This is a genomic window from Roseateles sp. P5_E1 (genome assembly GCF_054049335.1).
On sequence record NZ_JBFUMN010000092.1, the window covers coordinates 1 to 12,242 of the forward strand.

The window sequence follows — 12,242 nt, forward strand, 5'->3', positions numbered from 1 at the left end:
CTGGCCGAGACGATCAACGGGCTGTACAAGGCCGAGCTGATCCACCGGCGCGGGCCCTGGAAGACGCGCGAGGCGGTGGAGATTGCCACGCTCGAATGGGTGTCGTGGTTCAACCACCGCCGCCTGCTCGAACCCCTCGGCCATGTGCCGCCGGCAGAGTTCGAGGCCAACTACTATCGAATTCTTGAGTCTCAGACCGCAGCGGTCTGACTCAAGCCAACGGGCCTCCATAGATCCCGGGGCGGTTCAGCGGCTGGATCCTGGATCACGTCGGTCAGCTTTGGCTGCATAACCGCCACGATGCTGTCGATCAGATGCCGGGGCGTGAAGTACTGTCCTGCACCGCTCTTCTTCTCGCCGGCGTTGCGTTCCAGCAGGTCCTCGTACAGGTCGCCCAGGTCATCCCTATCGACGCTGTACCAGTCCAGGCTGTCGATGTCGGTCACCAGCTTGCTCAGCGTGGCAGGCTTGGTGATGAAAGTGTTGGCGTTGGCGTAGATCTCCTGCACCGCGCCTCGGCCGTGCAGGCCGTAGTCCAACAGCATCTCCTTGTAGGTGTCTAGCCGCTCAGGAGCTGAGGCGTTGAGCAGATCGTCCCAACGCGTGCCGGGTTGCTCGACGGGCGGCTCGGACTTCTTGGGACGCTTCCAGACCTTGAGGCGGTCTTCCTGACCGGTCTCCTTCATCATTTTCAGGAACAGCAGGTAGGTCAGCTCGCTCAGGTACTGGTGGTAGGTGACACCGTCATCGCGCAGCACGTGGCACAGCGACCAAAGCTTGGCGCCRATGTCGAGTGCAGCAGTGTGGTTGGACATGGATAGAGGTCAGAGAAAAGTCAGCGGTTGGCGGATTCGGGCGGCAAAGCCCACAGCGCGTCGTTGAAGGCATCAAGCACGGGTTGGAGTTGGCCATTGAAGACCTTGTCCAGCCGACTGAAGCCTCCACCCTCGCGCTTGAAGATGAGATCGGGGTCGTCGATGGCGGAGCGATCCACCAGCACGTTGGCCTTTGTCTGCGCAGCGATCCGTTTGAGCCAATCGCGCTGCGGCGTGCTCCAAGTGTTGCCTGCAGGCGGGTGGGCGAGCAGATGCTGGAGGGCACGATCGACGCGCTCGGCGTAGGGTAGCAGTGGGTCACCGATGGCCGCTTGGCGGATGTAGCCCACGATGCGGGCCGCGATGTCCTGGTTGGTGAGTTCCCGCCATGCTGATGAGAGGTTGGTTTCGGTGAAGCCCGCCCTGTCCAGTGCCAGGACGAGCTCGCGGAGCTGAGCACGAGTCAGCTCGCGGGGCCTCGTCAGCACGGTAACGAGCGCCGGGATCTGGTTGCCCTGCGCCTTGATGAACTCGCTGAAGGCACGGATGTAGTCGTCGGGCTTCTTGCCCTTGCCGTAGCCGCGCTCGGCACGGTCGAAGGCATCGGCATGCTCCGACACAAACAGCTCGCGCTCGGGACCGTCACTGCGCTGGTCGAGCAGCTCGCCCAGTTCCGGGTTCTGCACAAACCAGGCAGCCACATCGGACAGCGGCATGGCTTTCAACTTCTGCACGAAGGCCTGCACTGGCATGCCCGCCTTTGCTTCAAAGTCCTGCCGGTTCTTGTCGGTGAGGTGCCGCTTCTTGGCCTGCAGCTTGGCCAGGAACTGGTCACGTGCCAGTTCGGTCGCCGATTCGTCCTTCAGCGTGGCCAGTTCCTGCGCCAGTTGCGTGAAGGTGATCTTCTGGTTGACGACCACGGGCTTCATGGCCGTCATGTCGCCAATGGCTTCAAAGATGCGGACGGCGTCGAAGACGCGGAACGAATCTTTCATGTCCGTCCCGCCGAAATCGCAGAGCCGCGTTGCTCGACCGAGCATCTGGTCGAACAGGATGCGGCTGTTCACTTGGCGGAGGAACACCAGGTTGCAGATCTCCGGCACATCTACTCCGGTGGTCAGCAGGTCGACCGTGACCGCGACGTTGGGTAGGCGCTCGTTCTTGTACCGACGAATCAGCTGCAACGGCTTGTCGGCAGCTCCGGTGATCTTGATGACGGCGTCGTCCTCCACCGCGCCGTACTGGGCTTCAAAAGCCTTCTTCAGCAGGTCCACCACCATGTCGGCGTGGCCGTCGCTGACACAGAAGATCAAGGTCTTGCGGCGAGATGCTGGGTCCAGCTCCTGAGCGAGGTACTTGCAGACCACCTCGTTGAACTGCCGCGTGATGACCTTGCGGTTGAATTCATCGACTTTCAGCTTGATGTCGTCGGGCGTCCTGAACAACTCGATCTGCTGGCGGCCCGTGTTGTAAACCTTCACCTCCTCGCCAGCCTTCCACGTGATGCCCTGGTCAGAGAGCAAGGTGTGCAATTGGATGGGTGGCTCGTAGTCCACCAGATAGCCGTCCACGACTGCTTCACGGTAGCCGTAGGTGAAGACCGGCGCTCCGAAGATCTGCGTTGTGTGCAGCGCCGGCGTGGCGGTGAGGCCGACCTTCACCGCATCGAAGTAGTCCAGCACGCGCCGGTACTTAGAGACATAGTCGTCGTAGCCGCGGAAGCTGAGCTCAGTGTCGGAAAGCTCGCGATCCAGCAGGTAGCCGCGGTGGCACTCGTCCACGATGATGCAGTCGTACTGGTCGATGGGCGGCGACGTAGTGCCATCACTGGGGTAGAGCACGCGCTGCACCATCCCTTGCACTGTGGCCAGGTGAACAGCGGTGTCGCCGTCTGGCGCCTGATCCTCCAGCTCCTTGATTCCGAAGATGTCAGCGAAGGTCTGCAAGCGCTCCATGCGCGTGTCCTTGAACGCGTTGGCAGCCTGTTCGCCCAGCGCAGAGCGGTCGACGAGGAACAAAATGCGCCGAAAGCGCTTGGCCTTGAGCAGACGGTAGATCAGCGCGATACAAGTCTTAGTCTTACCGGTGCCCGTGGCCATGGCCAGCAGGATTGCGCGCTGGCCATCTCGGATGCTGGCTTCCGTGGCCAGGATGGCACGCTGCTGGTAGGGGCGCAGCGGAAAGCCGTAGTCAAAAGGCGCTTGGGCCAGCTCCGCATGTGCTTGGTCTTCGTCGCGCTGGAGTAGGGCCAGCAGACCTTCTGGGGTATGCCAGCCGTCGAGCGCGTGTCCCAGGTTCTCAGGCCGGCGCACGTCACAGAACCAAACGCCACTCTGCTCGGCGAGCTGCCGAAGGTAGGGGCGCCCATTGGTTGAGAACACAAATGGCACCCAAAATTCGCCCTGCGCACCATAGGACGTGGCAGGTAGCTCGACTTCGGCGGATGGTTTGAAGCTCCTGCTGTAGCGTTTGGCCTGCTGCAGAGCGCCCGACACGTCGATGTGCTTGCGCTTGGCTTCGACGATGGCAATAAGCATCAATCCGACGAAGAGCACATAGTCGGCCGGCCCGCTTTGCGTCGGCCACTCGGCAATGGCGAGGTTCTTGCCTTTCTGCGGTCGCGCACCTTTAGCGTAGGTCTGTGTGGCGGAGTCGGCCTGCCAGCCGGCGGCGACCAGCTGCTCGTCAATGAGCTTGCGTGTGTCAGCTTCGCTGAGCTGCAGCGTGGCCGCCGCACTGTTCGCCGCAGCGACGAACTGATTTACCGCCTGTGCCGACTGCTGGGCACCTTGGGCTTGGAGGGTCTGAAGGCGGGCGGCCAGCTCAGCCTTGGCTGCTTCAGCCTCGGCAGCCATGTTCTCCCAAAAGGCGCGCTCTTCCTGGCTTAGGGCGACTTGAGCTTGGGTGGTCTGAAGTGCCTGAGCGACGCCCTCATGTGCGGCCCGGAACTGGGTCAGTTCCGCGCGTAGTGAATCCAACTCGGTCTTGAGCTCCGCGCTCTGGTCCTCAGGGGGGTGGGGCGGAACGAAGGCGCCCGACTTGAAGTTCGGGTCTTTGAAGGTCTTGTGGAACCAGACGCTGAGCTGCCAGGTGAGGCGCAGCGCAAGCAGAGCCACTCGGTGGTCGCCGGCTAGCTTGTGATTGGCGTCGTTGCCAGCCTTGCGGACCTCATGGAACAGGGCGCTGACCTCACGCGGCAGGATGCCGTGATCTTGCAGGCGGCGCAGCAGGTCAGTCTGCTTTTCGTCGGCGCTGGCAAATAGGCCGACCCGAGAGGCTGTGAGCTGGGCAAGACCCTCGGCGAGTTGCCGCAGCTTGAGCAGGCAGGTGTTGGGATCGTCGAGGAAATAGCGCTCGGCCAGTAGGCCTAGGCGCACGAACTGATCGTCGTGAGCCTTCAGATGGCCGAAGTTGGATTGGCTGACAGCGTTCATGGCCTCCCCTTGCCGTGCAGCGTGCGCTCTTAGTCGCGCCGGATTTTGTGGGCCGATTTTGCCGGAACAGCGCGTACCGAAAGCAATTCTTCGCGAGCGCTGGCCTCGGTGGACCTCGGGCCGAGCCTCATACCATCTTCACCAAACCTTAAGTGAGCGAGATGAGAAGCGCCCATCGCGGTGAGCCAGGCGTTCCGAGACCGATTGAAGGCGAGAGGACCGCCGCTTACATGCCGATGTGGGTCATCACGGGTACCAGGCGAATAGTCGCTTGGCATCCAAAGGAAAAACTCATGAGCCTCCAACTTACCATTGCCAACGCCACGGGCGTGCTTTACCCGAATCCGAACTTTGGCCTCCTCGGCGAGCCACCTCTTAAAGGCGTGGTGTACGTAAGTCCAGACGAAGCTGGTACGCGAGGCACGACCCGTTTGGAGGTGTGTGCTTGGTACCAGTCCGCCAACAACCGAAACGACTACGTCCTGTACGTTGGCGGAGGCCTGCGTGGTGCCTTGTGCCTCGTTGAAGACGATCAGCACTACCCCGGTTGCCCAGACTTTGAAGGCGCCGTGGGAATCGACTGGGAACTTTGCGTCGAAGGTTGGTTCTTGTGGCTCGCGTCGAACGCTGAACCGCTGATCCAAATTCGGTTCTTCACAACGCAGAAATCGCACATTGCTGCAGACGATCGGAGGGTGTCGGTCGTCTTTTAACCTTCAGGGCTCTCGTCGATGACGAGAGCCCTTTTATTTTGGAGTCTGCCCGGCGAGTCGTCCGCGATGTAGATAGCGAGCGAGCAATACGGGCATCAACGGCCTGTTGAGTTCCCAGTTCGCCCCGCAGCCTTTTGCCGGTGGACCCCTGGGTGGACCCCTGGGAACTTTTTCAAGCCCAGAATGGAAAAAGGACTTAGCCGCTTTCGCTTCTAAGTCCTTGATTTCTCTTCTTATTTTTGGTCGGGACGGCGGGATTCGAACTCGCGACCCCTTGCACCCCATGCTTAAGCTCGGGCATCGGCGTCAGGCGCGGCGGCATGTAAAGCTGCATGCGACTCTAGCCCGGCGCACAACCAGGGCGGCCCCTATGCCGACGGCTTGCTGGTCGTGCAGGACGGCCACAAGCGCCTGTCGCAGGGACCGCAGAACTTCAGCGGATTCGTTAGCGCGAGGTGGAGACGGCCATGATGCGTTGAGCCGCATCAACGCGTGATGCGCTTCGCCTCCAGCTCGCTGCGCAGCTTCTCCGCCTCGTCCTCGAAGCGCACGGCCGTCAAGCCCAGGACGGGGTCCTGCAGCAGGGCGGTGTCGAGAGTCGAGCGGCTCCGCCAGCGCTTCACGAGGTCTTGGCTCAGTGCGTAGAGCTGCTGGTTCTTGGCTTCAGCATCGACCAGGGCTTGGGTGCTGCGTTCGAGCAGCTGGGTGAGGGCTTGACTCGCCTGCAGGCGCGAGGCGCTCTCCTGACGGACGGCCAGCAATTGCTGCTGCAGCGCCTGCTCACGTTCGCCGGCCTTGGCCGCGGTCTCCTGCTGGGCCAGTTCGGCCTGCCGGGCCGCCTGCAGCTGCGTGCGCAGTGCTTCCAGCTCGGCTTCGCGCGCCTTGAGCTTGGTGGCGCTGCCGGCGATCTGCGCCTTGGCGCTAGACGCCTCCTTGTGCGCGGCCGCCGCGTCGGCCTCAGCCTTGGCCTTGTCGGCCTGCAGCGTGGACTGCTGCTCCTGTGCGGCGCGCAGCGCGGTCTGGGCGCGGCGGAGGGCCTCGCGCTCCTTGGAGGGCTTGGCGTCCTGGGCCTGTGCGCCCAGTGCCAGCACGGCGGCGAGGGCGAGAGTGGCGAAGCGCTTCATCTTCAGAACCTCACGTTCAGGTCCAACTGCAGGACGTCGATGCGCAGCGGCGCACTGCTCAGGTTGCCGCTGAGCGAGGTCGGGTCGCTGGGCACGGCCAGGAAGCGCACGCCGTCGTCGAGGTTGCGCGTGCTGGTCCAACGGACACCCAGCCAGAAGCCACGGTCCAGCCCGTAGTTGCCGCCCATGCTCCAGCCCTTGTAGTTGGTGCCGCCGAGGTGCCAGGTCGTGTCGGTGAAGCCGTCGACCCAGGCGTCGCGCTCAACCATGCGGAAGGCGGCGAAGGCCTGCCAGTCGCCACGGCGCGAGATCTTCGGTGCGCCGGCCTGCAGGCGGCCCTGCACGGCTGTCGTCTTCTCGCGCAGATCGGGCAGGGCCACGCCGGCGCGGGCCTCGATGTCTTTCAGATCGAATTTGGTGTTCTTGATCCAGTCCAGCGTGAAGCCGACTGGCACTGGCAGCAGGCTGTCGAGCTGCAGGCCGAGCGTCAGGTTGACGGGGCGGAAGCGCGACGCCAGGCCCCAGGTCGGCGCGGCCGTGCTGGTCGGGTCGTTCAGGCTGATCAGCGTGTTGCCTTTCAAGCGCAGGCTGGCCGGGTATTGCGAAGCGAAGTAGCTGGTTGCGCCATTGCGCGGGCCGCTGGGCGGCGGGTTGGCCTCGCGCTGGCCCTCGATGCGATGGAACTCATAGGCCGCCAGGCCGAGCTTGAACTGCACGCCGCGCGCCAGGTCAATCTCGCCACCGACCTGGCCGCCGAGCAACCATTTGTCGTGGGTGCTGAGGTTGAGCTCTTCCAGCGGGAAAACGCCGGCCGTCGCGAACAGCGAGCGCTGCGGCGTGAAGGCATGGCTGAGCTTGGCGGCCACGCCGTCGAAGGCGAGGTCGTCGGGCCAGGCCAGGTCCGTGCTGTAGAAGGGGTTGGGCAGGCGGCCGAAGTCGGCGGACAGGCCGTTGCTGAAGGTCGGGGGCTGCCAGCGGATGTAGGCGCGGTCCAGGCCGATGGTGTAGCGGTTGAAGTCGTTGCCCAGTGTCTGCGTTGTCGACGTGGCGCTGTTGGCCGTATTGCCGGTGGCCAGGCGCACGCTGGCTAGTACCTGGTCGCTAAGCTTGGCATCCACCTCCAGGCGAGCGCGCAAGGTCAGGCGCTGGCGGTCCGTCGTCGTGTTGGTCAGGTCGGGCGCCCAGGCCGGCGACGCGGTCTGGGCGCGATAGACCWCGGCGGGCAGGTTGTGGTCGTCGAAGAACTCGGACTGAACCCGCGCCCGGATGTCGCCGCCGACGCGGATGCGGCCGACCCAGTCGGGCAGGGCGTCCGGCTGGCCCCAGCGCTCGCCCTTGGCCTGGGCCAGCACCTCGGCCTTGATCTCGTCGCGCATCTGCTGGCGCACCGTCTCGGGCACATAAGGGATGCGCAGTACCTTGGGCGCCGCGGCATCGGCCGGGGTGGCGGGCGCCGGTGCGGCCGCGGTGGACTGGGCCTGCTTGAGGATGGCCTCGGCCTTGTCGCGAGTCAGCAGGCCCTGGGCGACCAGGGCGTCGATGAGGGCTTGCGTGGTGGCGCGCAGGCGGGCGATTTCTTCCTTGTCGGAGGCGGTCTGGGCGCAGACCGGGGCCGCCACGAGAGCGGCGGTCAGCAGGGCGAGGATGGATTTCATGGCTGGGGACAAAAGTCGGAATCAGGCTTGCGGCCGCACGCTCAGGCGAAAGCGCATCGGCTGGGACAGGGCCAGCGCAGGTGGCGGCGGCAACTTGAATTGGCGGCGGGTTTCATCGAGGGCAGCGCGCAGCGCGTTGTCGTTGGCGTCGTTGCCGCTTGGACTGAGCTCGAAGCGCTGGATACCGCCGTCGCCGGTCAGCCAGACGGCGAAGGTGACCGTCAGCTGGTCGGCGTCGGATTTCAGATGCCGCTCGATCTCGCTTTGGAGCAGCTGACGCGCGGTGTTGGCGTAGAAGCGCTCCTGGGCGCGGTCGGCCGAAGTGCCGGCCGGGCCGGCGCCGCCGCCGGTGGTCGGCGGGCCGCCGGCATATTCCTTGGCCACGCTGCCGGCCGAGAAGGCGCTGGGGCCGTCACCGGCTGCACCCTCCATCTTGATGGTCTCGGCGGCCTTGGGTGCCTCGGCCTGCTTGAGCTGCTCCTCGCGTATGACCTGCTTGGGCTCGTCCTTGGGTGGCTCGGGTTTCTTCTCCTCCTTGGGGGGAGGCGGCGGGGGCGGCGGTGTGTCGGGCAGGATGGAGATCTTGGCGACCTGGCGCCTGGGGGCGTCGGGCTTGATGTTCTTGACCGCCCACCACACGGCCAAGCCGAGCAGCAGAAAGGCGGCGGCGACAAGGAGCTTGACGTGATTGGCCTTCATGTCACGTCCCGATTCGGCTCGTCACCAGGCCCATATTGACCTGCAGCTTGTTGCACAGGTCGATGACGGCGATGACGCTGGCGTATTGCGTGCGCGCATCGCCCTTGATGGCGACCGACATCTGCGCATCGCGCGCCTTGGCCGCGCCGAGCTGGGCCTCCAGCTCAACGAGGCTGACGCCCACGCCGTTCAGCAGCACGCCGCCGTCGGGCATCACCTGCACGATCTTCAGCTCGTGCTTCTCGGTGCTGGGCTTGTTGCTCGGCTTGGGCATGGTGATGCTCAGGCCCTGCACCGAGGCCGTCGTCATCAGGATGAAGACGACCAGCAGCACATAGGCCAGATCCAGCATCGGCGTCACGTTGATGCTGTCGTAGGGCTTGGCGTCCTGGTTGACTTGCATGCTCTCAACCACCTTCCGCGCGCTTGGTGACGAGGCCGATCTCGGTGATGTCCAGCTTCTTGGCCACCTCCAGCACCTGCATGACCTTCTCGTACTGCGCCGCCGCGTCGGCCTTCAGCACCACGGGCAGAGCCGGGTTGGCGGCCTTGTACTGGGCCAGGCTGCGGCTGAGTTGCTCCATGTCGACCGGGTAGGCGTCCAGGTAGACGCCGCCGTCGGCCGTGATCGTGATCGCACGCGTCTGCGGCTTGGCGAGGTTGTTGGCCGCGCGCGTCTCGGGCGACTTGACCTTCACGCCCTGCACCGACGCGGTCGTCAGGATGATGAAGACGACGAGCAGCACGTAGGCCAGATCCAGCATCGGCGTCACGTTGATGTCGTCGTAGGGCTGGTTGTCACCCTTGATGTCGGCAGACATGGCTGGCTCCGAGCTCAGGGGGCGCCGTAGAGTTCAGCGACGCGAGTGATGAATTCGTCGATGAAGATCTGCATGTCCGAGGTCGCGTTCTTGATCTGCGCGGCCAGGTAGTTGTAGCCAAACAGCGCCGGGATCGCGACGCCCAGGCCCGCCACCGTTGCCAGCAGCGCGGCAGCAATGCCCGGTGCGATCGCGTTGACGTTCACGTCACCCGCAGCGGCGATCGCGGCGAAGGTGATCATCACGCCCACCACGGTGCCCAGCAGGCCCAGGAAAGGCCCGCCCGAGATCGCGATGGTCAGTAGCACCATGCCGGAGTTCAGGTGGGCGTTCTCGCGCACATAGTCAGCATCGACCGAGGCCTTGACCGCGTCCAGCGAAGCGCCCGACAGCGGCTTGGCGCCCGCCTCGCCGACCTTGCGCTTGGCCAGCTCGCGCACGCCCGCCTGGTAGAGGCGGTAGATGGGCGACTGCGGATGCGGCGCGTGTGCCTCCAGATGCAGGAGATCGTCGGTGGCGTCGCGGAACTTCAGCACGAAGCTGCGGTTGGCGCGTCCCACCTTGGTCACCAGCAGGCCCTTGCTGACCATCACCCAGCAGGCGATGGCGAACATGACGCCGAGGATGCCGATGACGACCCAGGCATCCATCGTCAGGTTCTTGACCAGGATGCCCATATAGCCGTGGCTCTCGCCTTCGGCCTCGGCAGCGTCCTTGGCTTCGCGGTTGGACGCGACCAGCTTGCTCTCGGCGCCCTGGGCCCCCGCGGCCACGGCGATCCAGTCCGCGCTGCGCAGGGCCGCAGCCAGCTGCACCTCGTCCATCAGGCCACGTGCACCTTCGCCCAGGCGCAGGCTGCTGCCCAGCGCCGACGTGGCGAGGTCGCCTTGGGCCACCTGGGCGCCGTTGACGAACAGGGTGGCCTTGCCCAGGCCCAGGCGCAGTGCGACCTGGGTCCAGCGTGCCACCGGTACCGCGCCGCCGCTGACCTCGGCCTTGTCAGCGCGCACGACGAACTTGCCGCCGTTCAGATTCAGCGTCAGCCCGCCCCACTGCAGCAACGTGACCCGCTGCACGTCGTCGAGCTTGACCCACAGGCTGACCGTCAGCTGGTTGCCGGCATCGATGACCGGCTTGTCGGACAGCGCATAGACGATGGCCTCGCCACCCAGCTTGGCACTGGTAGCCAGCAGGCCGTTGGGCTCGGTGACCAGCGTGCCCTGCGGCTTGACGGCGCCGAGTTGGTCGGCACCCGCCGGCTTGTCGCTGAAGTGCAGGGCGATGACGGTGGCCGCATCGAAGCCGCTGGCTTCGCCTTCGGCCGCCGCCTTGGCATTGCCGCCGTAGACGTAGAAAACGTTCTTGTCGCTGCCGGGCAGCACGCTCGGCATTTGCACCCACAGCACCGCCAGCTCGTTGACGCTGTCAAAGCGCTCGATGCTGAACTTCAGCGGCGTCTTGTCGTCACCGGCGATGACGCGCAGATCGCTGCCGTCCTCCTTGGCCGCCGTGAAATCGAAGTTGCCCGAATGCAGGCGAACGGCCACGGCCACGCCGCTGGCGGCCTCCTTGGTCTCCAGCCCCTGGGTCGAGGTGTTCAGCGTGATCTTGGCGCGTTCGCTCCAGTCAGCGTTCCACCAGGCATGGGCGGTGGCCGGCAGCAGGGCGGCCAGGACGAGGGCGGTGAGGGCTTTGCGCATGGTTTCTTTCGTGATCACTGGCTGCCGAAGCCGAGGAACTCCAGCAGCAGGTTGCGGCGCCTGCGGCGCTTCTTCTTCTCGTCGTCGTCGCCGTCGCTGCTGCCGGGGCCAGCACTGGTGGCGGCCAGCGCCGTGTTGGCCGGCGCGGCAATCGCGGGTGCCGCCGCCTCGACCTTGCCGCCACCCGTCGTCTTGCCGCCGACCTGGATGTCGATGGCGTTGACCAGGCGCTCGGCGGCCAGCGTGGCGTTGCCCTTGGAGCGGATGCCCGCCTCGCCGGCGTTGATCTCGCCGGCGGGCGCGAACAGGAAGAGGTTGCTGTCGGCGTTCAGCACCGCGATGCCCGAGCCGCTGAAGGAGCCCGAGGTGTCGAACACCAGGTTGCCCTGGTCGTCCAGACGCAGCACGGGGGCTGGCGCACCGGTGACGGTCTTGGCGCCACGGCCCGCGTCGATATTGCCGGCCGAGGCCCACAGCAGCAGGTCGCCCTTGGCCAGCGTGAACACCCGCGACTGGTTGACGGCGAAGTCATCGCGCACGGCCGCCGCGATGGCGCCGCCGTTGACGGTGACCAACCCCAGCTCGGTCGGCGGCTTGGGCAGGCCGCTGGCGACGATCTCGCCCGCGTTCGCGCCGCCGCCCGGTGCCAGCAGGCGGATGTCGGCCTGTTGCAGCGTCTTGATCTGGCTGGTGGGCAGGCGCAGCTCGCCGCTCGGTCGTGCCGTCAGGCCCCCGATGGGGAAGAGGGTGTTGATGGCTGCATAGCCCGGTGCATAGGCGCGCCAGCGCTCGTCGCCGGCCAGCGCCGCGGCGGCCGAGCCGGCCGCCTGCAGCTCGGTGACAAGCTGGCGGTTCAGCCAGGGCATCTGCTGCGTCAGTGGCAGGGCCTCGAAGGCGGTCAGCGCCTGGGCATCGCCGACGCCCGACTGAGCGGCGCCGAGGCTGCGCACATAGTCGCCCAGCGCGTGCAGTTGGGCCGGGCTGGCCAGTGCGGCCAGCAGCTCCTGGCGGCGCGGCGTGTCGATACCGGTCAGGCGATGCGTCAGCAGCGGCGCCGTGACCGTGGCGCGCTGGGTTTCCGGAAGACTTTCGAAGACCTTCAGCGCCTGCGCATCACTGAGATCGCTCCAAGCTGGCTGGCTCGTGCCCTTGAGCTTGGCGGCGTAGTCGGTGACCTGGGCGTCGCCCAGCGCGACACCGAGCAGCGCGGCGATGCGCAGCCGCTGCTCGGCCTCGTCGGCGCGGGCCGGCAGGCCGCGCACGAAGCCGGCGATGCCGGCG

General features: G+C 65.6%; 11 protein-coding genes. 2 read left to right on the forward strand and 9 right to left on the reverse strand.

Annotation, left to right across the window (positions count from 1 at the left end):
- A partial coding sequence (locus ACXJKJ_RS29240; RefSeq protein WP_457392165.1) for an IS3 family transposase occupies positions 1–210 on the forward strand: 210 nt, incomplete at its 5' end.
- Here ACXJKJ_RS29240 and ACXJKJ_RS29245 read toward each other — a convergent pair.
- Positions 192–815 (reverse strand): N-6 DNA methylase, encoded by a 624-nt coding sequence (locus ACXJKJ_RS29245; protein WP_457394664.1) that lies wholly within the window; start codon positions 813–815, stop codon positions 192–194. The genes ACXJKJ_RS29240 and ACXJKJ_RS29245 overlap by 19 nt on opposite strands.
- A 20-nt stretch (positions 816–835) precedes the next feature.
- Complete coding sequence (gene hsdR, locus ACXJKJ_RS29250) at positions 836–4,249, reverse strand: type I restriction-modification system endonuclease (protein WP_457394667.1); 3,414 nt, start codon at positions 4,247–4,249, stop codon at positions 836–838.
- Positions 4,250–4,542: 293 nt separating this feature from the next.
- On the opposite strand from hsdR, the gene ACXJKJ_RS29255 reads away from it, so the two are divergent.
- On the forward strand, positions 4,543–4,962 hold the full coding sequence (locus ACXJKJ_RS29255; RefSeq protein ID WP_457394670.1) for a hypothetical protein: 420 nt from the start codon (positions 4,543–4,545) through the stop codon (positions 4,960–4,962).
- Positions 4,963–5,447: 485 nt separating this feature from the next.
- On the opposite strand, the gene ACXJKJ_RS29260 is transcribed toward ACXJKJ_RS29255, so the two are convergent.
- From ACXJKJ_RS29260 to ACXJKJ_RS29290, 7 genes are all read right to left on the reverse strand, one after another.
- On the reverse strand, positions 5,448–6,086 hold the full coding sequence (locus ACXJKJ_RS29260; protein WP_457394673.1) for a hypothetical protein: 639 nt from the start codon (positions 6,084–6,086) through the stop codon (positions 5,448–5,450).
- 2 nt (positions 6,087–6,088) lie between these two features.
- Positions 6,089–7,741, reverse strand: a complete 1,653-nt coding sequence (locus ACXJKJ_RS29265) for a putative porin (protein ID WP_457394675.1) — start codon at positions 7,739–7,741, stop codon at positions 6,089–6,091.
- A gap of 21 nt (positions 7,742–7,762) precedes the next feature.
- Complete coding sequence (locus ACXJKJ_RS29270) at positions 7,763–8,440, reverse strand: TonB C-terminal domain-containing protein (RefSeq protein ID WP_457394678.1); 678 nt, start codon at positions 8,438–8,440, stop codon at positions 7,763–7,765.
- Between the two features lies 1 nt (position 8,441).
- Entirely contained in the window at positions 8,442–8,843 is a 402-nt protein-coding gene (locus ACXJKJ_RS29275) for an ExbD/TolR family protein (protein WP_457355335.1), read from the reverse strand.
- 4 nt (positions 8,844–8,847) lie between these two features.
- On the reverse strand, positions 8,848–9,261 hold the full coding sequence (locus tag ACXJKJ_RS29280; protein ID WP_457355333.1) for an ExbD/TolR family protein: 414 nt from the start codon (positions 9,259–9,261) through the stop codon (positions 8,848–8,850).
- 14 nt (positions 9,262–9,275) lie between these two features.
- Positions 9,276–10,961: a DUF2341 domain-containing protein gene (locus ACXJKJ_RS29285; protein ID WP_457355331.1), complete on the reverse strand. Its 1,686-nt coding sequence runs from the start codon at positions 10,959–10,961 to the stop codon at positions 9,276–9,278.
- Positions 10,962–10,975: 14 nt separating this feature from the next.
- On the reverse strand, positions 10,976–12,242 hold a 1,267-nt coding region (locus ACXJKJ_RS29290), incomplete at its 5' end, for a filamentous hemagglutinin family protein (RefSeq protein WP_457394680.1).